This is a genomic window from Streptomyces luteosporeus, from assembly GCF_039532865.1.
Lineage (GTDB): Bacteria > Actinomycetota > Actinomycetes > Streptomycetales > Streptomycetaceae > Streptomyces > Streptomyces luteosporeus.
Genome location: NZ_BAAASL010000023.1, coordinates 81,537 through 104,662, shown reverse-complemented (window position 1 = coordinate 104,662; position 23,126 = coordinate 81,537). Strand labels below are relative to the sequence as shown.

The window sequence follows — 23,126 nt, the reverse complement described above, 5'->3', positions numbered from 1 at the left end:
GCTCCGGTCGCCCCTCATCCCGGCATACCGTCGGATACGACAGGACATCCCGAGTCGCGACGTGATGCCATCACCACCTATGTCACGCAACGGCGCGCGACAGGAGCCAGAGGACATGCAGACCAAGCTGGACGAAGCAAAAGCCGAGCTGCTCGCGCGGGCAGTAAGCGTCGCTGAAGGGGGCCCGGCGCAGGGCGCGCAGGCGGCCGGTCCCCAGGGTGACGGCGGCGGCCTCGACCGGGGCGCCCTGACCGCCTACCTCCAGCGTTACTACCTGCACACCGCTCCCGAAGACCTCACCGGCCGCGACCCGGTCGACGTCTACGGCGCGGCGCTGTCGCACTACCGGCTGGCCGAGGAGCGCCCCCAGGGCACGGCCAACGTCCGCGTCCACACCCCGACCGTGGAGGAGAACGGCTGGACCTCCAGCCACTCCGTCGTCGAGGTCGTCACCGACGACATGCCCTTCCTGGTCGACTCCGTCACCAACGAGCTCTCCCGCCAGAACCGCGGCATCCACGTGGTGATCCACCCGCAGGTCGTCGTCCGCCGTGACGTCACCGGCCGGCTGCTGGAGGTCCTCGGCTCCGCCTGCGACGCGCACGGCACCGGCAGGGACGCCGAGCTGGCGCACGACGCGCTCGTCGAGTCCTGGATCCACGTCGAGATCGACCGCGAGACCGACCGCGACGACCTCAAGCAGATCGCCGACGACCTGCGCCGGGTGCTGTCCGACGTGCGCGAGGCCGTCGAGGACTGGTCGAAGATGCGCGACGCGGCCCTGCGCATCGCCGACGGCCTGGCCGACGAGCCGACCGCCGACGTCTCGGCCACCGAGCTCGACGAGGCCCGCGAGCTGCTGCGCTGGCTCTCCGCGGACCACTTCACCTTCCTCGGCTACCGCGAGTACGACCTCACCACCGTGCGCACGGACGACGGCGAGGAGGACGTCCTGACCGCCGTGCCCGGCACCGGCCTGGGCATCCTGCGCTCCGACCCCACGCACACCGCCGGCGGCCACCACGACGGCCACCACGCGCCGCTGTCGCGCCCGTCCTCCGCGTCGTTCAGCCGGCTGCCCGCCGACGCCCGCGCCAAGGCCCGCGAGCACAAGCTGCTGGTCCTGACCAAGGCCAACAGCCGCGCCACGGTGCACCGCCCCTCCTACCTCGACTACGTCGGGGTCAAGAAGTTCGACGCCGACGGCAACGTGACCGGCGAGCGCCGCTTCCTGGGCCTGTTCTCCTCCGCCGCGTACACCGAGTCCGTGCGCCGCGTGCCGGTCATCCGCCGCAAGGTCGCCCAGGTCCTGGACGACGCCGGCTTCAGCCCCGACAGCCACGACGGGCGCGACCTGCTGCAGATCCTGGAGACCTACCCGCGCGACGAGCTCTTCCAGATCCCGGCCGACGAGCTGCGCGCCATCGCCACCAGCGTGCTCTACCTGCAGGAGCGCCGCCGCCTGCGGCTGTACCTGCGCCGTGACGAGTACGGCCGCTACTTCTCCGCGCTGGTCTACCTGCCGCGCGACCGCTACACCACCGCGGTGCGGCTGCGCCTGATCGACATCCTCAAGGAGGAGCTCGGCGGCGACAGCGTCGACTTCACCGCCTGGAACACCGAGTCGGTCCTCTCCCGTCTGCACTTCGTCGTCCGCGTCGAGCCCGGCTCGGTCCTGCCCGACCTCAGCGACGCCGACGTCGAGCGCATCGAGGCCCGTCTGGTGGAGGCCGCCCGCTCCTGGGCCGACGGCTTCGCCGAGACGCTCACCGCCGAGGTGGGCGAGGAGCGCGCCGCCGAGCTGCTGCGCCGCTACGGCCAGGCGTTCTCCGAGGGCTACAAGGCCGACCACAGCCCCCGCAGCGCCGTCTCCGACCTCGGCCACCTGGAGCGGCTCGCGGCGAGCGAGCACAACTTCGAGCTGAGCCTGTACGAGCCGGTCGGCGCCGCCCCCGGCGAGCGCCGCTTCAAGATCTACCGCCAGGGCGAGCCGGTCTCGCTGTCGGCCGTCCTGCCGGTGCTGCAGCGGCTCGGCGTCGAGGTCGTCGACGAGCGTCCGTACGAGCTGCGCTGCGCGGACCGCACGACCGCCTGGATCTACGACTTCGGTCTGCGCGTGCCCGAGCGCGTCGAGGGCGACGACGCCCGCACCCGCTTCCAGGAGGCCTTCGCGGCCGTGTGGACGGGCGAGGCCGAGAACGACAACTTCAACATGCTGGTGCTCAAGGCCGGGCTCGACTGGCGCCAGGCCATGGTGCTGCGGGCCTACGCCAAGTACTTGCGGCAGGCCGGCTCCACCTTCAGCCAGGCCTACATGGAGGACACCCTCAGCAACAACGTCCACACCACCCGCCTGCTGGTCAACCTGTTCGAGGCCCGGATGTCGCCCGCGCTGCAGCGCGCCGGCAACGAGCTGATCGACGGCCTGCTGGAGGAGCTGGACGGCGCCCTGGACCAGGTGGCGAGCCTGGACGAGGACCGCATCCTGCGGTCCTTCCTGACGGTCATCAAGGCCACCCTGCGCACCAACCACTTCCAGCGCGACGAGCAGGGCAGGCCCCGCCCGTACCTGTCGATCAAGCTGGACCCGCAGGCCATCCCCGACCTGCCCGCGCCCCGCCCGGCCTTCGAGATCTGGGTCTACTCCCCGCGCGTGGAGGGCGTGCACCTGCGCTTCGGCAAGGTCGCCCGCGGCGGTCTGCGCTGGTCCGACCGGCGCGAGGACTTCCGCACCGAGATCCTCGGCCTGGTCAAGGCGCAGATGGTCAAGAACACCGTCATCGTGCCGGTGGGTGCCAAGGGCGGCTTCGTCGGCAAGCGCCTGCCGGACCCGGCGGTGGACCGCGACGCGTGGCTGGCCGAGGGCATCGCCTCGTACAAGACCTTCATCTCCGGTCTGCTCGACATCACCGACAACATGGTCGCCGGCGAGGTCGTGCCGCCCAAGGACGTCGTGCGCCACGACGAGGACGACACCTACCTCGTCGTCGCGGCCGACAAGGGCACCGCCACCTTCTCCGACATCGCCAACGAGGTCGCCCAGTCCTACGGCTTCTGGCTGGGCGACGCCTTCGCCTCCGGCGGCTCGGCCGGCTACGACCACAAGGGCATGGGCATCACCGCCCGCGGCGCCTGGGAGTCGGTCAAGCGCCACTTCCGCGAGCTGGGCCACAACACCCAGACGCAGGACTTCACCGTCGTCGGCGTCGGCGACATGTCCGGCGACGTCTTCGGCAACGGCATGCTGCTCTCGGAGCACATCCGCCTGGTGGCCGCCTTCGACCACCGCCACATCTTCCTCGACCCCAACCCGGACGCGGCCGTCTCCTACGCCGAGCGCCGCCGGCTGTTCGAGCTGCCGCGCTCCTCCTGGGCCGACTACGACACCGCTCTGCTCTCCGCGGGCGGTGGCATCCACCCCCGTTCGGCCAAGTCGATCCCGGTCAACGCGCACGTGCGCGAGGCCCTCGGCATCGCGCCGGGCATCACCAAGATGACCCCCGCCGAGCTGATGAAGGCCATCCTCAGCTCCCCCGTGGACCTGCTGTGGAACGGCGGCATCGGCACGTACGTCAAGGCGTCCACCGAGTCGCACGCAGACGTCGGCGACAAGGCCAACGACGCCATCCGCGTCGACGGCAAGGACCTGCGGGTCAAGGTCGTCGGCGAGGGCGGCAACCTGGGCCTGACCCAGCTCGGCCGCATCGAGTTCGCCATGGGCGGCGGCAGGGTCAACACCGACGCCATCGACAACAGCGCCGGCGTGGACACCTCCGACCACGAGGTGAACATCAAGATCCTGCTCAACGGCCTGGTCACCGAGGGTGACATGACCGTCAAGCAGCGCAACAAGCTGCTGGCGGAGATGACCGACGAGGTCGGCGAGCTGGTGCTGCGCAACAACTACGCGCAGAACGTGGCCCTGGCCAACGCCGTGGCCCAGGCCCCCAGCCTGCTCCACGCCCACCAGCGGATCATGCGCCGCCTGACCCGCGACGGCCACCTCGACCGCGCGCTGGAGTTCCTGCCGAGCGACCGGCAGATCCGCGAGCGGCTGTCGGCCGGCCGCGGGCTCACCCAGCCGGAGCTGGCCGTCCTCCTCGCCTACATCAAGATCACGGCGGCGGAGGAGCTGCTCGCCACCGAGCTGCCCGACGACGCGTACCTGCAGCGCCTGCTGTACGCGTACTTCCCCACGGCGCTGCGCGAGAACTTCGGCGAGCAGATCGACAGCCACGCCCTGAGCCGCGAGATCGTCACCACCGTCCTGGTCAACGACACCGTCAACTCCGGCGGCTCGACCTTCCTGCACCGCCTGCGGGAGGAGACCGGCGCCTCGCTGGAGGAGATCGTCCGGGCGCAGACCGCGGCCCGCGAGATCTTCGGCCTGAACGCCGTCTGGGACGCCGTCGAGTCGCTGGACAACATGGTCGCCGCCGACGTGCAGACCCGCATCCGGCTGCACTCGCGCCGGCTGGTCGAGCGCGGCACCCGCTGGCTGCTCAACAACCGCCCGCAGCCGCTGCAGCTGGCCGAGACCATCGACTTCTTCCGCGACGGCGTGGACGCGGTCTGGGCCGACCTGCCCAAGCTGCTGCGCGGCGCGGACATCGAGTGGTGGCAGTCGATCCACGACGAGCTCGTGGCCGCGGAGGTGCCGGACGAGCTGGCCGTGAAGGTCGCCGGGTTCTCCTCGGTCTTCCCGGCGCTGGACATCGTGGCCACCGCCGAGCGCATCGGCAAGGAGCCCCTCGACGTCGCCGAGGTCTACTACGACCTGGCCGACCGTCTGCACATCAGCCAGCTGATGGACCGGATCATCGAGCTGCCGCGCACCGACCGCTGGCAGTCCATGGCCCGCGCCTCCATCCGCGAGGACCTCTACGCGGCCCACGCGGCGCTCACCGCCGAGGTCCTCTCCGTGGGCAACGGTGCCTCCACCCCGGAGCAGCGCTTCCGCGAGTGGGAGGAGAACAACGCGGCGATCCTCGGCCGGGCGCGCACCACGCTCGACGAGATCCGCGGCTCGGACGCCTTCGACCTCGCCAACCTCTCGGTGGCGATGCGGACGATGCGTACGCTGCTGCGCTCGCACGGCTGATCCGCGCCGTCGTGTGATCCGCGCCGTCGTGCCCGCATGAAAGGGGCGGGCCCCGGGGAAAACCCCCCGGGGCCCGCCCCTTTCGCACGGCACTCGTCGCACGGCAAAGAGAGACGGATGACAGTCGTTTCGCGGCTCGCGCCGCCCCGGCCGGCCCGCCGGGAGGCGGTCCTCGCGGCGGCCCTCCTGCTGTCGGTCGCCGTCGTCGGCTTCACCGTCCTGCTGGTGATCAACCACCGCCTCGGGCACGACGTGCGCTGGCTGCTGTACCGCTGGGACAGCGGCAACTACCTGCACGTCGCCGAGCGCGGCTACCCGCGCTCCCTGCCGTACCGCCCGGACGGCACCCCCGACTACAACCGGCTCGCCTTCTTCCCCCTCGTCCCCGCCCTCATCCGCGCCCTGCACCTGGTCACCGGCCTGCCCTACATGTACGCCGGGGTGCTGCTGTCGTGGTGCGCCGCCGCCGTCGCGGCCGTCGGCGTGCACCGGCTCGTGCGCGCGGTGGGCGGCAGCGCCGGCGCCGGGTACGCCTGCGTGGCGCTGTGGGCCTGCTGCCCGTACGCCTTCGCGCTGTGGGTGCCGTACTCCGAAGCCCTCTTCAGCGCGCTGCTGGTGTGGTCGCTGGTGTTCCTGGTGCGTGGCAGCTGGGTGGCCGCGGGAGCCCTGTGCGCCCTGGCCGGGACGGTGCGCCCCACCGCGAGCGTCCTGGTCGCGGGCGTGGTGCTGGCCGCCGGGTGGGCCGCGGTGCGCCGCCGCGACGGCCGGGGGCCCTGGGTCGCGCTCGCGCTCGCCCCGCTGGGGCTGCTGGTCAGCTGGCTGTTCCTGGGCAGCCGGGTGGGCCGGTGGGACGGCTGGTTCGAGGCGGAGCGGGCCTGGGGCCAGTCGTTCGACTTCGGGGTGGGCACGGCCGGGGTGCTGCGCCACATCCTGCTCTACCGGGACCTCCATCTGGCGGACGACGTACGCCGTGCGGCGGTGGTGGCCGTGGTGCTGCTGACGGCCGTCGGGGTGCTGGCCCTCGCACTGGACCGGCGGGTGCCCTGGCCGCTGGTCGTGGTGGTCGCCGGGGCCTGGGTGCTGATGGTGGGCACGCCCGGCTCGCCCTTCTCCAAGCCGCGTTTCATGCTGCCGTTCCTGCCGGTTCTGCTGCTGTTGGCGGCCCGGCCGCTCGCCCGTGTTCCGCTGGGGGTGCGGGTGTGTCTCTACGGTGGAGGTGCGGTGGTCTCGGGTTGGTACGCGGCCGGATTGCTCGTGCTGTTCGAGGGCTCGCCGTGACGCGAGGGCGCGAGGTGGCCGGGCAGCGCCCGGAAGACCCAGGCGCGGTAGGACCAGAAGCGGAAGAGGGTGGCCGCGGCGATGCCCAGGAACTTGAAGAGGTTGCCCAGCAGCGGTCCGCGCCAGCCGAAGCCGTAGGTCGCCACGTACAGGACACCGTTCTCGATCACCAGTCCGACGATGCTGAAGGCCGCGAAGAGGGCGACCTCCCTGCTGCGGTGCCGGCGGTCCCGGTCGCGGTAGGCGTAGTACCGCAGCCCCAGGTAGTTGAAGGTGATCGCGACCATGGTCGCGATCACGCTGCAGCGCACCACGGGCAGACCGGTGGCGCCCCGGCAGACGTTGAAGACGCCCAGGTTGACGAAGATCCCCAACCCGCCCACCGTGCCGAACTTCGCGAACTCCCTGCCCAGCGCCAGCAGGCCGGCTCCGCCGGCCCTGCGCTTCCCCCTCGATTGCGTCGGTCGCAAGGGCCTCTCCAGATACGGTCGCCACGCGTAGCGGACATCTCACGTAGACAACCGATTGTAGTGTAAATTGCCGCAAAAACTGACGTAGTGCGACAGTGCGACCACAATGGGCGAGGATCTGGCATGACAGAGGCGGTACTGCTCGTCGGAGGAAAGGGCACGCGGCTGCGGCCGCTGACCATCAACACGCCGAAACCCATGGTCCCGGCCGCCGGGGTGCCCTTCCTCGCCCACCAGCTGGCCCGCGCCCGGGCCGCCGGCGTCGAGCACGTCGTGCTGGCCACCTCCTACCTCGCCGAGGTCTTCGAGCCCTACTTCGGCGACGGATCCGCACACGGCCTGCGGCTGACATACGTCCATGAGGAGGAACCGCTGGGCACCGGCGGCGCCATCCGGCACGCCGCCCGGGCGCTCACCGCCGGGCCCGGCGACCCCGTCCTCGTCTTCAACGGCGACATCCTCACCGGCCTCGACATCAGGGCCCTGCTGGAGCGCCACGAACGGGCACAAGCCCACGTCACCCTGCACCTGACCCGCGTCGCCGACCCGCGGGCGTTCGGCCTCGTGCCCACCGACGCCGACGGCCGCGTGCTCGCCTTCACCGAGAAGCCGAGCCGCCCCGAGGAGATCGTCACCGACCAGATCAACGCCGGCGGCTACGTCTTCCGGCGCGAGGTCATCGACGGCATCCCCGCCGACCGCCCCGTCTCCGTCGAGCGGGAGACCTTTCCGCAGCTCCTGGCCGAGCGGGCGGTGCTGCACGGCGTGGTCGACTCCTCGTACTGGCTCGACCTGGGCCGCCCCGCCTCCTTCGTCCAGGCCTCCGCCGACCTGGTGCGCGGCATCGTCCACTCGCCGGCCGTGCCGGGCGAGCCCGGCGAGTTCCTCGTCCTGCCCGGCGCGCACGTCGACGCCGGGGCCCGCCTGTCCGGCGGTACGGTCGTCGGCGCCGGGGCGCACGTCGCCGCGGGCGCCGAGGTCGCCGGCTCCGTCGTCCTGGACGGCGCCCGCATCGAGGCCGACGCGCGGGTGCACGCCTCGATGGTGGGCACCGGCGCCCGGGTCGGCCCCAGGACCGTGCTCGACGGGGTCGTCATCGGCGACCACTCGCTGATCGGCGCCGACAACGAGCTGCGCGACGGCGCACGGATCTGGTGCGGCACCGCCATCCCCGACGCGGCCATCCGCTTCTCCGCCGTCTGAGCCGGCCCCGCGCACCCCGCGCCATCGATCGAGGAACCTGCCATGAGCGCTCCCCGTACCCCCGCCGCCGCCCCGCTCCCCGCCGAGTGGGGCCGCACGCCGCTGACCGTGGTCATGCCCACCTACAACGAGGCGCAGAACCTGCCCACCATGGCCGAGGCCCTCATGGCCCTGCCCCTGGAGGGCCTGCGGCTGCTGGTGGTCGACGACAACAGCCCCGACGGCACCGGCACCATCGCCGACCAGCTCTCCGAGAAGTACAACGAGCCCGGGCGCACCCGCATGGGTGTGCTGCACCGCACCGCCAAGGACGGCCTCGGCCGCGCCTACGCGGCCGGCATGACCCGGGCGGTCGAGGAGGGCGCCGCCTACGTCCTGCAGATGGACGCCGACGGCAGCCACCCCACCGACAAGATCGCCGAAATGCTCGGCGTCGCCCTGGCCACCGGCGCGGACCTCGTCGTCGGCAGCCGCTACGTGCCCGGCGGCACCCTCTCCGACGCCTGGAAGCCCCACCGCAAGCTGCTCTCCCGCTGGGCCAACGCCTACGCCAGCGGCATCCTGGGCACCCGCGTGCGCGACATCACCAGCGGCTTCAACCTCTGGAGCGCGCCCGCGCTGCGCGCCGTCCGGCTCGACACCGTCGACAGCGCCGGCTACAGCTTCCAGGTCGAGACCAAATACCGCGCGCTGCGGGCCGGCTTCACCGTCATGGAGGTGCCGATCCACTTCGAGGACCGCACCGCCGGGGTCTCCAAGATGGACCTCGCCGTCCAACTGGAGTCGGTGGCGATGCCCTGGCGGCTGCGCTCCAGAGCGCTCGGGCACCCCGCGCGCGGCGGCAGGCGCGCCCGCTGAGGGCGGCCGTGGTGCGCGTGCGCGGACACGGCCCCGGGGCCCGCCTGCCGCACCGGACGGCCGTGGCCGCCGCCGTCCTGCTCACCGTCCTGCTGCTGCTCATGGTGGTGCGGCTGCCGTGGTCCGGCGACCTCGGGATGCACGCGGCCGTCCTCGAACGGCTGCGCACCGACCTGATCCACCCGGGCAACCCCCTCGTCGACGCCGACACCGCCAGCCCCTACTACTCGCCGTGGACCGTCGCCCTGGCCCTGGTCGCCGACGCGACGGGCCGGGGGACGTTCGGCGTGCTGCGGCTGGCGGGCCTGGCCGGGCTGGCCGTGCTGGGTACGGGGATCGCCGCCTTCGTCCGTACGTTCACCCGCGCCCGTACGGCCGTGCCGCTGGCGCTGCTGTGCTTCCTGCTGCTGTACGGCACCGTGCCGTTCGCCTGGAGCGGGGTGCCGGGGCTGACCTCGCTGAGCCTGACGCTCGCCTACCCCAGCACGCTGGCCCTGGGGCTCACGCTGCACCTGTGGGCGCTGCTGCGCCGCGCGGTGCGCGACGGCTGGGGGCTGGGGCGGTTCCTGGGCCTGGGGGCGCTGCTGGGGCTGGTGCTGCTGGTGCATCAGTTCACCGGGGCGGTCGCGGTGCTGGGCGCGGTGGCGCTGCTGCTGGGGTCCCGGCCGTGGCCGGACCGCACGGTGCGCAGGCGCCTCGCGGCGGGCGCGGGAGCGGCGCTGGTCCTGCCGCTGTGCTGGCCTTACTACTCGTTCCTCGCGCTGCTCGACGGCGGCCGGCTGAACGCCGTCCACCGGCATCTGTACGCGGGCCTGCCGACGCGGTTCGGGCTGCTGGCGGTGGGAGCGGTGGCCCTGGGGATGCGCTGGCGCCGCGATCACCGCGACCCCCTGGTGCTCATGTTCGTCCTGGGGAGCGCGGTGTTCGCGGCGGGCGGGCTCGGCGGGCACTACGCGTGGGGGCGGGTGCTGCCGGCCGTCCTGATCCCCCCGCAGATCGCCCTGGCCGCCGAGGCGGCAGGGGCACTGGAGGAGCCCCGGACGACGGCGGGCGCGCGGCTGCGGCGGGCCGTGCCCGTGGTGACGGCCGTCGCGCTGGCGGCAGGGGCCTGGGGCCAGGCGGGCGCACTGACGTACGTCCTGCACCGGCAGGCGATCCCCCCGGGGCTGCGGCACGCGCGGGTCATCGCGCTGTGGCCGGACTTCGGCTGGGCGGCGCGCCGGGTGCCCCGGGGCGCCACGGTGCTGACCGCCGACTACTACGCGCTGCGGTCGCTGCCGGCCTACGGCCCGTACACCGTCGCCCCCGCCTACCCCGACCTCTTCCTCCCCGACGAGGAGCGGCGCCACCGGGCCGTCCGGCGCTACTTCGCCCCCACGACCTCCCGGGCCGAGCGGCTCGGCATCCTCAAGGAGTACGGCGTGCGCTGGGTCCTGCAGAAGAACGACGGAACGGGGCCGGCCCCCGGCGACCCCGCCCTCCGGCCGGTGGCACAGGGGCCCCGCGGCCTGACCCTGATGGAGGTCGTGGCCCGGTGAGCGCGAGCACGGCGGGGCACGAGCCCCCGCACGAGCGGACGCCCGGGTGGGAGGACGTCGTCGTGCACCGGCTGCGCGAGCGCGCCTCGTGGCCCGCGCTGACGGCGGCGGTGCTGCTGTACACGCTCAGTTCGGTACGGGCGTACGCCAAGGACCGCACCGGCATCGACAACGCCGTCGTGGTGCGGGCCGCGCACACGCTGCTGGAGGGCGGCTCCCCGTACGCGGACAAGCGGTTCCTCTATCTGCCGGGCGCGGTCTTCGCCGCACTGCCGCAGACGCCGCTCCCGCGCCGCGTGCTGTTCTACGCCGTCCCGCCGGTGACCGGCGCCCTGGTGGCGCTGGGGGTGATGCTGGCCCTGCGGATCTTCGACGTGCGCGCGGACAGCCGGCTGGCAGTGGCGGCGCTCGTGGGGACGGCGCTGTTCGTGCCCTTCCAGAGCCTGGTCTTCCTGGGCAACTGGACGGCGGCGTCGGTGGTGGCCCTCCCGGCCGCCCTGCTGCTCGCGCGGCGCGGCCGCTGGTCGGGGGCGGGAATGGTGATCGGGGCCGCGGTGGCGCTCAAACCCATGCTGGTGCCCGTGCTGCTGCTGTTCGTCCTCGCCCGGCGGTGGCGGGCGCTGGGCTGGGCCGTCGGCCTGCCGGCCGCGCTCTCCCTGGCGGCGGCCTGGGCCATGCCCCGGCCCGGGCTGTTCTTCACCCGCACCCTGCCCTTCCTGCTGCACGGGCAGGACTCCTACGCCCGCCCCTACGACTCGGCCTGGCCGAGCGTGCTGCCCCGGCTCGGAGTGCCGCACACCCTGGCCCTCGTGCTGGCCGTGGCGGCCGGGGCGACGGTGCTCTCCTTCGCCCGGCTGCGCTGGCGCGCCGGGGGCGAGGAGGCGCTGCGGCTGGTGGAGTGCGCTGCGTTGCTGATGCTGGCGGCCTTCGTCGTCTCGCGGCCCGCCTTCCTCAACTACGCGCTGGTCGTGGTGCCGTCGCTGGCCGCCTCGGTGGTGGAACGGGGCGCCGCGGCCCGCTCGGTGTGGTTCTGGATGCCGCTGGTGCCGCAGGTGGGCGGAGTGCCGTGGCCCGGCCTCGACACCGCACAGCGGCACGCCTTCCGGGACGCGGTGATGTACGGCGGGCTGGCGGCGGTGCTCGCGCTGGCGGCGCGGCGGCGGGCGGGGCGGCGGGCGGGGCGGTCCGGTGCGAAGGAACCGGGGAAAGGACTTGTCACTCTCCGTAACGGCGACTACTCTCTGTGTAGGGAAGTCGAGCCCGGAGCGACCCCGGAGTGAGGTGAGCCATGTCCGCCGTCCCCGCCGTCCCCGACGTCAGTGTCGTCCTCATTGTCTACAACGACGCCGGGCGCCTGCCGCGCGCCGCCCGCTCGGTCCTGGCGCAGTCGCTGCACAACCTTGAGCTGATCGTGGTCGACGACTGCTCCACGGACGCCACTGCGCACGTGGCCCGGCAGCTGGCCGCCGCCGACCCGCGGGTCAGGGTGCTGGGGCTGCCGGTGAACAGCGGCGGATGCGGGGCCCCGCGCAACGCGGGCATCGACGCGGCCCGCGCCCCCTATGTGATGTTCCTCGACAGTGACGACGAACTCCCTTACCACGCCTGCAAATCCCTGCTGCTGACCGCCGAACGGACCGGAGCCGACTTCGTCACCGGCGAGGTCACCCGCCTGTTCGAGGAAAGCGGCACCACCGCCCTGTGGTACCCCGAACTCTTCGCCGAGGAACGCCTGGTGACCGGCCTGGCCTCCGCTCCGGAGTACTTCCTGGACCACCTGTCCACCAACAAGCTCTACCGCGCCGGCTTCCTCGCCGCCCACGGCCTGCGCTTCCCCGAAGACCTCCACTACGAGGACCAGCTCTTCTCCGCCCGGGCCTTCGTGCTCGCCCACTCCTTCGCCGTCGTCCCCTGGCCCGTCTACACCTGGCGGCTGGCCGCCGATCCGGCCACCGGGCCGTCCATCTCGTCGAGCCGGCACAAGATCGGCAACGTCGCCGACCGCATCGCCGTCGCCCGGCTCATCGACGACTTCCTCGCAAAATCCGGCAACGGCGGCCTCCAAGTCGCCAAGGACACCAAGTTCCTCCGGCACGACCTGCGCCTGTACCTCGGTGACCTGCCCTTCCGCGATCCGGGATGGACGAAGGAGTTCGCCGCCACGGTCACGCCCTACCTCGCCGGCATCGCCCCCGAAGCCGTCGCCGCCATGCCGCGCGAACAGCAGATCTGCCAGTACTTGCTGCAGACCGGACGGCTCGCGGAAGCCACCGAGTGCGCCCGCACCCTCGACCGCCCGCGCATCGCTCCGCGGCACGTCGTACGGGACGCCGCCGGGCGCACCTACTGGGGCCGGATCCCTCCCGGCGACGAACAGGCCGCCCGGGCACTGGACATCGGCTCCTGGCGCCTGGACGAGCAGCCCTTCGCCACCGGACCCCTGCGGCACGAGATCACCGGCCTGCGGGTCACCGGAACCCGGCTGCGGATCACCCTGCGCACCTACGACCCGGCCCGGCTGCTCGGCGGCGCCGTCCCCGTCACGGCCGCACTGCGCGTGGCCGCCGGCGGGGACGGGCTCACCGTGCCCTTCTCCTACGCGCCGGCCCGGCCCGGCGCACGGGAGCACACCGCCGACTTCGACGTCGACCTGCGTCGCGTCCCGCTCGGTCCCAAGGGGTTCCACGGCAGCCGGCACCCCGTCGTCGTCCTCGAACGCCTCGGGCTCGGCCGCGCAGACCCCCTGCTGGCCCCCCACGCCCTGCCGCCGCACTCGGCGCGCACCGCCGGGCACCGGGTGCGCATCCGGTGCGAGGGGCGTGGCGTCGGACGGCTGGAGCTGCACTGGGAGCGCACCGGCCTCCTCGGCGGCGCCGAGGCCGCGGCGGCGCACCTCGGGCCCCTCGCCGCCGGGGCGGACCGGCTGCACCGAAGACTGACGGGCCCGCAGGCCAAGGCCCTGGTTCACCGGGAGCTGCAGCGGCTGCCCGTCGACGGCGAACTGGTCGTCTTCGAGGCCCTGGAGGGCCGGGGCTACGCCGACAGCCCCCGCTACATCCACGAGGAGGTGCGCCGCCGCGGGCTGCCGCTGCGCTGCGTGTGGTCCCACGCCGGGAGCACCGCCTCCTTCCCGGCGGACGCGGAGCTGGTCCGGCGCGGCAGCTGGGAGTACGTCCGCCTGCTCGCCCGGGCCCGCTACTGGGTGGACTCGCACGGCTTCCCCGCCCTCCTCGCCAAGCGGCCGCAGACCCGCTACCTGCAGACCTGGCACGGGCAGGCCTTCAAGCACATGGGCTTCGACATCCCCGAACTGCGCCTGGCGGGCCCCGAGCAGCGGCGGCGGCATCGCGAGGCCGTCGCCCGGTGGGACGCCCTCGTCTGTCCCAGCGAGGACTTCGAGCGCACCTTCGTGCGCGCCAACGCCTACCCCGGCGAGCTGCTGCACACCGGGCTGCCCCGCAACGACGTCCTCGTCCGCAAGGACGAGCCCGAGCAGCGCGACCGCGCCCTGGCCGCCCGCGAACGCCTGCAGATCCCTGAGGACCGGAAGGTGCTGCTGTACGCCCCCACCTTCCGCGACGGGGCCCGCGGCAGCGGCGAGTCCGTGCGCGTCGACCTCGCCCGGCTGCTGACGGGCCCGGGCGGGGTCGGCGAGGAGTGGACGGTGGTGGTCCGCCCCCACTACTACGAGCACTTCACCGTGCCCCGGGAGCTGGGGCACGCGGTGCGCGACGGCCGGGAGTTCACCGACCCGAACGACCTGATGCTCGCCTCGGACGCCCTGCTCACGGACTACTCGTCGGTGATGTTCGACTACGCCAACCTCGGGCGCCCCATCCTGCTGTACGCCGACGACTACGAGGACTACCGCAGCGCCACCCGCGGGGCCTACTACGACCTGGCCGAGATCGCCCCGGGGCCCGTGCTCACCGACACCGGCGACCTGGCCGCCGTGCTGCGCGACCTGCCGGCGGTGGCCGATCAGTGGGCCGGGGCCTACGCGAAGTTCCGGGCGAGGTTCAACCCCCACGAGACCGGCCGGTCGAGCAAGGCCGTGGTCGACCTGTTCTTCGGGCCATTCTTCGAAGAGGCACAGCGATGACAGAGCCGCAGACGAAGGTGGCGCGGGGAGCGGCCCGGCACCTGTTCCTGGTGGGCATCGACGTGGACTCCCTCGGCGGCTCCCAACGCGTGCTGCACACCCTCGCCCAGGGCTTCGCCGGGCGCGGGCACACCGTCGACCTCGTCGGCATCCGGCCCAGCCCCGAACCGCACCCCTTCGTCGCCGACCCCGCCTACCGGCGCACCACGCTCTACCGCGCCCCCGCCCCACCGGCCCGGCGGGCCGCCTCCCTCGCCGAACGGCTCGGCCCCGCGCACCTGCGCGCGGCCCGTGCCGAGCGGGCCGAGCGCGCCCGGGCCCGCGCTCTGCTGGCCCGGCGCCTGGCCGCGGTGCCGCACGGGGTGCGCGCCCACGTGATCGCCGGCTCGCCGTGGGCGGTGGTGTGGCTGCAGTCGGTGCCCCGCGACCGGCGCATCACGGTCGTCGGGCAGTACCACGAGTCGTTCCTGCAGGCGCGGGCCACGGCCAACCTGCAGCTGATCCTGCAGCACTACCCGGCACTGGAGAAGGCGCTCTTCCTCAGCGAGGCCGACGCCGCCGAGTTCCGGCGCCGGCGTCTGCCCAACGCCGCGGTGATGCCCAACCCGCTGCCGTTCGATCCCCTGCCCGGGCCGTCCGCGCCGGACACCCGCCGCATCGGCGCGGTCGGCCGGCTGGAGGAGGTCAAACGGCTGGACCGGCTGCTCGACGCCTTCGCCACGGCGAGCGCCGTACGGCCCGGCTGGGAGCTGCACCTGTTCGGCGACGGCCCGCAGGAGCCGCAGCTGCGCGCCCTGGCCGCCCGCCTGGGCATCGCCGACCGGGTCCGCTTCCGCGGCAGCGTGCGCGACATGGCCGCCGCCTACCGGGAGCTGTCCGTGCTCGCCCTGACCAGCGAACGGGAGGGCCGGCCGATGGCCCTGGCCGAGGCGTCCGCGGCCGGAGTGCCGTGCGTGAGCTTCGACCTGTCGGGCGGGGTCCGGGAGCTGGTCGCCGACGGACGGACGGGCACCCTCGTGCCGCACGGCGACACCGAGGCGTTCGCCGCCGCGCTGGGGGAGCTGATGGCGGACGGTGCGTTGCGGGAGCGGTACGGCAGGGCGGCCCGCGCCCACGTCGCGCCCCTGGCCCTGCCGGCAGTGCTGGACCGCTGGGAAGCGCTGTTCGAAGAAATCGACCGATGAGGAACCGGGGGGCAAGAGATGGCAACGCTAGGCGTCGTCGTGCCGGGACCGGGGCGTGCGCAGCACGGCCGGCAGCAGTCCGGCCAGGGGGAGCCTGACCGGCACGGGCCGCCCGGCCGGGCGCGGCCCCGGAGCGGCAGGCCGTCGCGCGGGCAGCCGGTGCATGAGCATCCTGCGCACCCGGCGCAGGACGACCCCGGCCGCGCAGCGCACCCCGGGCGCCAGCCGCAGGGCGAGCGAGCCGGCGCCGGTCGTGCAGGGCCGGGCCAGCAGCACGCCGCAGCGCAGCCCGAAGCGGACGCACGGGCGCGTGCGGACGGCGACGGCCCGGGTGGCGGTGCGCAGCACCCCGCCGTGGGTGCAGTGGATGCGCACCCGGACGTCCCACGCCTGCGGCAGCCCCGGGCCGTCGCGGTGGCCGCGGACGGCCAGCTGCGCCAGGTCCAGGTCGAGGGCGGCCCGCCAGCAGGCGCCGTCCCGCGTGAGGGGGGCGGAGTGCTCGACGACGGCCGCACCGTCCCGCAGCCGCAGGTCGACGTCCACGGTGTGCGGGTCCGCGGCGGCCAGCCGGCCGTAGATCTCGTGGATGTGCAGCCGCAGCCTGGCGCGCAGGCCGGGGCCGGGCAGCAGCGTGGCGTCCACGGTGACCGGCAGCCGGCGGGCCGGCTTGGCGCCCGGGCCGGTGAGCCCGTCCAGGGCGGCCTGCGGCAGGTCGGCAGCCCACACCGGTTCGCCCGCGGCCTCGGCGTAGGGCGGCAGCAGCCGGGCGGGCCGGGCCGCGAGCTGGGCGAGGCGGTCGAGGTCGCGCGGGGCGGGGGAGGCGAGGACCACCCGGGCGATCCAGCGGGCGGGCGCGCGGGCGGCCCGCAGGTCGGCCTCCTCGCAGCCGGCCAGCCAGTCGCGGGTCACCCGCCACCAGGCGCGGCGGTAGGCCGGGCCGTGCCCGGGCAGCTCCCGGACGTACATGCGCAGGTCGTGGTCGAGGAACTTCACCCGGGCGGCGTGTGCGAGCGGTTCCTTGCCGGCCTCCTCGAGCACCGCGACGCCCTGCCGGTGCGCCCGCAGGCGCGCCTGCCAGTTCTCCACGCGCCGGCGGTCCAGGGACAGGGAGGCGCGGGCGGCGTTGCGCCGCACGTGCCAGATGTAGACGGTGTCGGGCACCAGGGCCAGCCGGGGGCCTGCGGCCAGCAGCCGTGCGCCGAAGACGAAATCCTCGTAGGGGAAGCGGCCGTCGGGGAAGACGATGCCGTGCCGGGTGAGGAAGGCGCGTGCGTAGAGCTTGTTGACGCACAGGGTGTCCCGCACCAGGGCCGGTTGGTCCTCAGGGGAGTCGTGGACGACGGCCCGCCGGTACAGCTGCGGCTGCCAGGGGGTGTCGCGGCCGAGGGGGAGCTCGCGGCGCACGCACAGCCCCGCAGCGACCGGCACCTCGTGTGCGAGGGCTGCTGCCAGCAGGGCCGGCACGGCCCCGTGGGGGAGTACGTCGTCGCTGTCGAGGAACATCACGTACGGCGCGGTGGCCGCCCGGACGCCGTCGTTGCGCGGGGTGCCGCAGCCGCCGCTGTTGACCGGGCGGTGAACGACCCTCAGGCGCGGTTCGCCCGCGGCCAGACGGTCCAGGAGCGGGCCGGTCCGATCGGTGGAGGCGTCGTCCACCGCGATGACCTCGGCGACCGCCGGGCCCTGGCCGAGGGCGGAGCGCACGGCATCGGCGATGTGCGCGGCGTCGTCGTAGCCGATGACGATCACGCTGACCTGTGCTCCGGGGATTCCGCTCCCGTTCACTGCCATAGCACTCAGTTGTATCCAATAAGTATGCCTAATCGGGGCATTCTGGGACCGCGTGTGGCCCGGTCGCAGGGGGAGGGGTACGGAAATGGAACATGTGGCGGAGCTGACCGCCCCGCGGGGCGCGTCACGCGCCACGCCGGGGCCGGCGCCCCGGGGCCGGCCCTTCGCGGTGCCGGTCGCGGTGGTCGTCCCCGCCGCCGTGATGCTCTTCCTGGGGCTGTGGGGGCTGGACCGGGGCACCATGTGGCGCGACGAGGCGGCCACCTTCCAGATCGCGCGCCGCAGCCTGCCGGAGATCTGGCGGACGCTGGGCCACGTGGACGCCGTCCATGGCCTGTACTACCTCCTGATGCACCCTCTCCTGGCCCTGCGGGCCGACGAGACCGTGCTGCGCCTGCCCTCCGTCGTGGCCGCGGCGGTCACCGCCGGGCTCGTCGGGGCGATCGGCAGCCGGCTGGCCGGCCCCCGGGCGGGCCTGTGGGCCGGCCTGCTCTACGCGGCGACGCCGTTCGTCAGCCACTACGCCCAGGAGGGTCGCTCGTACGCCCTGGTCGCCGCCGGAGCCGCGCTGGCCACCTGGCTGCTGCTGGAAGCGGTGGAGCGCCAGGAGCCGGGCCGGTACGGGCCCTGGGCGGCCTATGCGGCGGTGGTGGCGGTCACCGCGCTGCTGCACGAGTTCGCGATCCTGCTGCTCGCCGCGCACGGCGCCACCCTGCTGCTCTCGCGCGTGCCGTGGCGGGTGTGGCGCGGCTGGGGCTGCGCGGCGGCCGCCGCGTGCACGCTCCTCGTCCCCCTGGTGGTCGTCTCGCAGGGGCAGAGCGAGCAGGTTTCCTGGCTGCGCACCCCCGGCCCGGAGCAGGCCGGGGCACTGCTCGACGCCTTCGCCGGCCCGCAGGCTGCGGTCGTCACCGTCACCGTGCTGCTGGCCGGCCTCGCCTGCGTCCTGCCGCTGCCGCGCACTGGCCGGCTCGGTGCGACCCAGGTCGCCCTGCCGCTGGCCGTGGTGCCGCCGGTGCTGTTGTACGCCGCATCCCATTGGCAGCCGCTGTTCCTGGACCGCTACCTGCTCTTCTGCCTGGCCGGCATCCCGCTGCTCGCGGCGGCGGGCGCCGAGCGCATCCTCGGCCTGCTGCCGTGGCGGCGCCTCGCCGCGGTGGCCGGGGTCGCGGCGGTGGCGGTGGCCTTCGTCGTCCAGCTGCCGCAGCAGGAGCGCGAGCGCCTGCCCGCGAGCCGGGGCGACGAGCTGGCCCGGGTCGCCGCGGTGGTCGGCAAGCAGGCCCGGCCGGGCGACGCGGTCCTCTTCCTCCCGCTGCACGAGCGGCGCATATCCCTGGCCTACCCCGGCGCCTTCACCGGGCTGCGCGACGTCGCGCTCGCCCGCTCGCCCGCCGCCTCCGGCACCCTCTACGGGCAGGAGACGAGCGCCCCACGGCTGCGGGACCGCCTGCAGCAGCTCCCGCCCCGGCAGCGGCTGTGGGTGGTGTGGGACACGACCACGGTCGGCACGCCGTGGTTCCGGGCCCAGCGCGCCGAGACGGCGAAGCGTGCGGTGCTCGACGCGCTGTACCGGGAGGAGTCCACGGTCTTCGTGCGCGGCGGGGCGGTCTCCCTGTGCACCCGCGTCCCCCTCACTTGACCGCGCCCGCCATCACCCCGCTGACGAACTGCCGCTGGAAGGCGAAGAAGACGGCCAGTGGCACGACCATCGACAGGAAGGCCCCCGATGCCAGGACGTCGACGTTGTCCCCGAACTGCCGCACCTGCTGCTGCAGCGCCACCGTGATCGGCGGATTGCCGCTGTCCGCGAAGATCAGCGCGACGAGCATGTCGTTCCACACCCACAGGAACTGGAAGATGCCCAGCGAGGCGATCGCGGGCCCGCCCAGCGGCAGCACCACCCGCGTGAACAGGCGCAGTTCGCCCGCTCCGTCCAGGCGCGCCGCCTCCAGCAGCTCGCGCGGTATCTCCGCGAAGAAGTTGCGCAGCAGGAACACCGCGAAGGGCAGCCCGAAGGCGGTGTGGAAGAGCACCACGCCCACGGTCGTCTCGAAGATCCCCAGGGTGTTGAAGAGCTTGGCCACCGGGATCAGCGCGATCTGCACCGGCACCACCAGCAGCCCGACCACCAGCAGGAACCACCAGTCGCGCCCGGGGAAGTCCAGCCAGGCGAAGGCGTAGCCGGCCAGCGCGCCGATCACGATGACCAGCACCGTCGCCGGCACGGTGATCAGCGCGGTGGTCAGGAGGGAGTGCATCACGTGCTCGTTGCCGAACAGCGAGCGGTAGCTGGCCGTCGTCAGCTGCCCCGGGTGGGCGAGGACCTGCCACCACCCCGACGCCGCGATGTCGGACTTGTCGCGCAGGGAGGACAGCAGCAGCCCCACCGCCGGTGTCAGCCACACCAGGCCGACCACGACGAGGAAGACCCGCACGGCGCCCCCGCCGAGCCGGGCGGTGATCCGGGCCGCCAGGGAGCGCCTGCCCCGTACGACCGTGCCGGCGGTGGTGGTCATCGCCGCTCCTTCCGTTCCCGGCGGATCCGGCGCAGGTTCATGACCATCACCGGGGTGACGAGCAGCAGCAGGAGGACGGCGATCGCACTGCCCACGCCCTGGTTGACGTTGGTGCCGAAGGACGACTGGTACAGCTGCAGGGCCAGGACGTTGGCGTTGTCCAGGCTGGAGCCGGGGGCGATGATGTAGACGAGGTCGAAGATCTTCAGCACGTTGATCATCAGCGTGACGACGACGACCGCCAGCACCGGCGCCAGCAGCGGCACGGTCACCCGGCGGAAGACCTGCCATTCGTTCGCGCCGTCGACCCGTGCCGCCTCCAGCAGTTCGCGCGGCACCCCGGCCAGGCCCGCCGCGATGAGGACCATCGCGAAGCCCGCCCACATCCAGATGTACGCGCCGATGATGGACGGCGTCACCAGCGCCGGGCCGAGCCAGTCGACGCCGTTGTAGGCGGTGGCGAAGTTCGCGGCGGGCAGCCGCAGCAGGGCCCCGTCGGCCGCCGGCGGCAGCGTGAAGGTGCCGTCCGACGCGGTGGTGGCCGAGGCGACCGTGCGGCCGTCCCGGACCGCCTCCACCGTCACGCCGGCGAGCCCCTTCTCGCCCCGGTCGATGGCGCCCGGCGCACCGCCGCCGCCCCGGGTGAAGTCCAGCCACACCGTGCCGGTGATCTTCCCGGCCGCCGGCCGGGCCGGGGCGGCGTCCTTCGCCCCGGCGACGTCCTCCGGCTTGACGGCCACCAGCGGCATCAGCACCGGCGAGCCGGCCCGTACCGCCGCCCACGTCGTGTACGCGCCGCCGCCGGCCTCCTTCAGCCCGGTGTTCGGCCGGGGCCGGGCCCCGGGGTAGGGGGCCGGCGCGGCGAAGGTGTCGTGGATGCCGACCCAGACGGCGTTGGCCACGCCGCGGTCCGGGTCCTGCTCGTACACCAGCCGGAAGATGATGCCCGCGGCGAGCATGGAGATCGCCATCGGCATGAAGACGACCAGCTTGAACGCCGTGCCCCAGCGCACCCGTTCGGTGAGCACCGCGAAGACCAGGCCCAGCGCGGTGGCCACCGTCGGTGCGACGACGACCCACACGATGTTGTTGCGCAGGGCCGTGCGGATGCGGGCGTCGGTGAAGACCTCCTGGTAGTTGTCCGCACCCGCGAAGGAGGTGCCGGAGGCGTCGAAGAGGCTGCGGTAGACCGAGTAGCCGATGGGATAGAGGACGAGTGCGCCCAGCAGGGCCAGGGCGGGCAGCAGGAAGCAGGCCGCCACCCAGCCGCGGGTGCCCCGAACGCCGCCGCGCCGGCCCGGCCCCGGGGCGGGGACGGGCGGTGCGGCCTTCGGGGGCGGCGGTGCGGACGGAGGCGCGGTCGCGGTGGTCATCCGTGCCGCTCCCGTCAGTTGCCGAAGGCCTTGGCCGCGTCGGCCTCCAGCCGCTGCTGGGTGCCCGCCACGTCCGAGGGGTTGCGCAGGAAGTCCTGCAGCTGCTTCCACTCGCCCTGTCCGGGCTTGCCGCCGAAGGCGGCGGGTGCCTGGTCGGACATGTCGAAGCGGAAGTCGTCGCCGGCTGCGACCACGGCCTTGGCGATCGAGCGCAGCACGTCGTCCGGGTAGGTGGCGGGGTCGAGGTTCTTGTTGGCGGAGACGAAGCCGCCGTCCTTCGCCCAGACGGCCGCCGCGTCCGGGGAGGCCAGGAAGGTCAGCAGGGCCTGCGCGGCCGGGCCGTCCTTGAGGATGGTGCCCACGTCGCCGCCGGTGACCACCGGGGAGCGGCCGCCGACCGCCGGGAAGGGGAAGACCTTGGCGTCCGAGCCGATCCTCGCCTTCGCCCCGATGATGTTGGCCGCCGCGAAGTCGCCCTCGAAGACCATGGCGGCCTTGGCCTTCTCGCCGCCGCTGAAGGTCTGCGTCACCGACGTCGGGAACTGGACCTGCAGCGCCCCGTCGTTGCCGCCTGCCAGCAGTTCCCTCTTGCCGAAGAGCTGGGCGAGCGTGGTCAGGGCGTCCTTGACCGACGGGTCGGTCCACTTGATCTTGTGCTGGGCCAGCTGGTCGTACTTCTCGCGGCCGGCCTGGGAGAGGTAGACGTTCTCGAACCAGTCCGTCAGCGTCCAGCCGTCCGCGCCGCCCACCGAGACGGGGGAGACTCCGTAGTCGGCGACGGCCTGGGCCGTGCGCAGGAAGTCCGCCCACGTCGCCGGCGCCTTGACCCCCGCCGCCTCGAAGATCTTGGTGTTGTACCAGACGAGGGACTTGTTGGTGGCCTTGAAGTACACCCCGTACTGCTTGCCGTCGGCCGAGCCGAGGTCCTGCCAGCCCTGGGCGAAGTTCTTCTTGAGCTGCGCGACGGCATCGGGCCCCAGCGGCTTGAGCCACCCCTTCTTGGCGAACTCCCGCAGCGCCCCCGGCTGTTGCAGCAGGGCCACGTCCGGCGGGTCGCCGCCGGCCACCTTCGAACCGATGAACGCCGACATGTCGTCGCCACTGGGCACGTACGCGACCTGGGCCCCGGTGCGCCGGGAGAACTCGGTCAGCACCTTGGTGAAGCTCTTCTGCTCGGCGCCCGTCCACACGGCGGTCACCTTCAGCTTCTGCCCGTCGAGCTTGGGCAGTTGCACGGTGTGGGGTACGACGTCGGAGGCGCCCGGCGCCGGGGCGGAGCTCTTCGCCGCCCCGGCGTCCTTGTCGTCGCCGCTGTCGCTGCACCCGGCGGCCGCCAGGGCCAGCGCTCCCACCACGGCCACGGCCCGGGCGCGCCGGCCGGCCCGCGTTCTGCGCCCGCCCGGTGCCCCGCGCCCGGCACCCGCGCCGTGGGCGGCGAGCACCGCGCGTATCGCGCGGAGCGGTGTGCGTGTTGCCGTGCGCATGGCCGTACCTCCCGTGCCCGGTTCCCCGCAGGCGGCCGCGCCGTCCGTCGTCCCGGTGAGCGGCCGCACTCCCGTGCGACAGTCCTACGCCCGGGGCCAGGCCGCCGCAATACCGTCTCCGGTGTCAACCGGGCCATCGTGACCGTGATGTGACGCGGAATCGGCACGCGCCGGGCACCTGCGGCGCAGCCGCTTCACACCCGCGCCGTGCGGCACACCCGCCACCGCGGG

General features: G+C 73.7%; 14 protein-coding genes. 9 read left to right on the top strand and 5 right to left on the bottom strand.

Going from position 1 to position 23,126, the window contains the following annotated elements; translation table 11 throughout:
* The first annotated feature begins 115 nt into the window (after nt 1–115).
* The gene (locus ABD361_RS25765; protein WP_344438477.1) at nt 116–5,101 is read left to right on the top strand and encodes an NAD-glutamate dehydrogenase; all 4,986 of its coding nucleotides are present in this window, start codon (nt 116–118) and stop codon (nt 5,099–5,101) included.
* A gap of 117 nt (nt 5,102–5,218) precedes the next feature.
* Nucleotides 5,219–6,379, top strand: coding sequence for a hypothetical protein (locus ABD361_RS25760; protein ID WP_344438475.1), 1,161 nt, complete (start codon nt 5,219–5,221; stop codon nt 6,377–6,379).
* On the opposite strand, the gene ABD361_RS25755 is transcribed toward ABD361_RS25760, so the two are convergent.
* Entirely contained in the window at nt 6,307–6,849 is a 543-nt protein-coding gene (locus tag ABD361_RS25755) for a GtrA family protein (protein ID WP_344438473.1), read from the bottom strand. The two genes, ABD361_RS25760 and ABD361_RS25755, sit on opposite strands and share 73 nt — an antisense overlap.
* Nucleotides 6,850–6,972: 123 nt before the next feature.
* Here ABD361_RS25755 and manB point away from each other — a divergent pair, with 123 nt between their 5' ends.
* From manB to ABD361_RS25725, 6 genes are read left to right on the top strand one after another with little or no spacing between them, the layout of a single operon-like run.
* The gene (gene manB, locus ABD361_RS25750) at nt 6,973–8,052 is read left to right on the top strand and encodes a mannose-1-phosphate guanylyltransferase (RefSeq protein ID WP_344438471.1); all 1,080 of its coding nucleotides are present in this window, start codon (nt 6,973–6,975) and stop codon (nt 8,050–8,052) included.
* A 42-nt stretch (nt 8,053–8,094) separates the two neighbouring features.
* Complete coding sequence (locus ABD361_RS25745) at nt 8,095–8,910, top strand: polyprenol monophosphomannose synthase (protein ID WP_344438469.1); 816 nt, start codon at nt 8,095–8,097, stop codon at nt 8,908–8,910.
* Between the two features lie 11 nt (nt 8,911–8,921).
* Nucleotides 8,922–10,448: a hypothetical protein gene (locus ABD361_RS25740; RefSeq protein WP_344438468.1), complete on the top strand. Its 1,527-nt coding sequence runs from the start codon at nt 8,922–8,924 to the stop codon at nt 10,446–10,448.
* Entirely contained in the window at nt 10,445–11,728 is a 1,284-nt protein-coding gene (locus ABD361_RS25735; protein WP_344438467.1) for a glycosyltransferase family 87 protein, read from the top strand. Before ABD361_RS25740 ends, ABD361_RS25735 begins: the two co-directional genes overlap by 4 nt.
* A gap of 8 nt (nt 11,729–11,736) precedes the next feature.
* Nucleotides 11,737–14,550: a bifunctional glycosyltransferase/CDP-glycerol:glycerophosphate glycerophosphotransferase gene (locus ABD361_RS25730; RefSeq protein WP_344438465.1), complete on the top strand. Its 2,814-nt coding sequence runs from the start codon at nt 11,737–11,739 to the stop codon at nt 14,548–14,550.
* Complete coding sequence (locus ABD361_RS25725; protein ID WP_344438464.1) at nt 14,547–15,734, top strand: glycosyltransferase; 1,188 nt, start codon at nt 14,547–14,549, stop codon at nt 15,732–15,734. The genes ABD361_RS25730 and ABD361_RS25725 overlap by 4 nt, the downstream gene beginning before the upstream one ends.
* Before the next feature lie 27 nt (nt 15,735–15,761).
* Here ABD361_RS25725 and ABD361_RS25720 read toward each other — a convergent pair whose 3' ends face one another.
* Nucleotides 15,762–17,525, bottom strand: a complete 1,764-nt coding sequence (locus ABD361_RS25720) for a glycosyltransferase (protein WP_344438462.1) — start codon at nt 17,523–17,525, stop codon at nt 15,762–15,764.
* An 85-nt stretch (nt 17,526–17,610) separates the two neighbouring features.
* Between ABD361_RS25720 and ABD361_RS25715 the strand changes: the two genes are divergently transcribed.
* Nucleotides 17,611–19,161, top strand: coding sequence for a glycosyltransferase family 39 protein (locus ABD361_RS25715; RefSeq protein ID WP_344438461.1), 1,551 nt, complete (start codon nt 17,611–17,613; stop codon nt 19,159–19,161).
* On the opposite strand, the gene ABD361_RS25710 is transcribed toward ABD361_RS25715, so the two are convergent.
* The 3 genes from ABD361_RS25710 to ABD361_RS25700 are packed head-to-tail and all read right to left on the bottom strand — an operon-like array spanning nt 19,154 to nt 22,895.
* Complete coding sequence (locus ABD361_RS25710; protein ID WP_344438460.1) at nt 19,154–20,038, bottom strand: carbohydrate ABC transporter permease; 885 nt, start codon at nt 20,036–20,038, stop codon at nt 19,154–19,156. The genes ABD361_RS25715 and ABD361_RS25710 overlap by 8 nt on opposite strands.
* Nucleotides 20,035–21,411 (bottom strand): ABC transporter permease, encoded by a 1,377-nt coding sequence (locus ABD361_RS25705; protein ID WP_344438459.1) that lies wholly within the window; start codon nt 21,409–21,411, stop codon nt 20,035–20,037. The genes ABD361_RS25710 and ABD361_RS25705 overlap by 4 nt, the downstream gene beginning before the upstream one ends.
* Before the next feature lie 14 nt (nt 21,412–21,425).
* Entirely contained in the window at nt 21,426–22,895 is a 1,470-nt protein-coding gene (locus tag ABD361_RS25700; protein WP_344438457.1) for an ABC transporter substrate-binding protein, read from the bottom strand.
* Nucleotides 22,896–23,126 lie beyond the last annotated feature (231 nt).

Excerpts from the sequence above, each read along its gene's own strand:
- ABD361_RS25715 (WP_344438461.1), top strand. The coding sequence starts at position 17,611 with ATGGAACATGTGGCGGAGCTGACCGCCCCGCGGGGCGCGTCACGCGCC.
- ABD361_RS25730 (WP_344438465.1), top strand. The coding sequence starts at position 11,737 with ATGTCCGCCGTCCCCGCCGTCCCCGACGTCAGTGTCGTCCTCATTGTC.
- ABD361_RS25760 (WP_344438475.1), top strand. The coding sequence starts at position 5,219 with ATGACAGTCGTTTCGCGGCTCGCGCCGCCCCGGCCGGCCCGCCGGGAG.
- ABD361_RS25710 (WP_344438460.1), bottom strand. The coding sequence starts at position 20,038 with ATGACCACCACCGCCGGCACGGTCGTACGGGGCAGGCGCTCCCTGGCG.
- ABD361_RS25745 (WP_344438469.1), top strand. The coding sequence starts at position 8,095 with ATGAGCGCTCCCCGTACCCCCGCCGCCGCCCCGCTCCCCGCCGAGTGG.
- ABD361_RS25765 (WP_344438477.1), top strand. The coding sequence starts at position 116 with ATGCAGACCAAGCTGGACGAAGCAAAAGCCGAGCTGCTCGCGCGGGCA.
- ABD361_RS25705 (WP_344438459.1), bottom strand. The coding sequence starts at position 21,411 with ATGACCACCGCGACCGCGCCTCCGTCCGCACCGCCGCCCCCGAAGGCC.
- ABD361_RS25725 (WP_344438464.1), top strand. The coding sequence starts at position 14,547 with ATGACAGAGCCGCAGACGAAGGTGGCGCGGGGAGCGGCCCGGCACCTG.
- manB (WP_344438471.1), top strand. The coding sequence starts at position 6,973 with ATGACAGAGGCGGTACTGCTCGTCGGAGGAAAGGGCACGCGGCTGCGG.
- ABD361_RS25720 (WP_344438462.1), bottom strand. The coding sequence starts at position 17,525 with ATGGCAGTGAACGGGAGCGGAATCCCCGGAGCACAGGTCAGCGTGATC.
- ABD361_RS25700 (WP_344438457.1), bottom strand. The coding sequence starts at position 22,895 with ATGCGCACGGCAACACGCACACCGCTCCGCGCGATACGCGCGGTGCTC.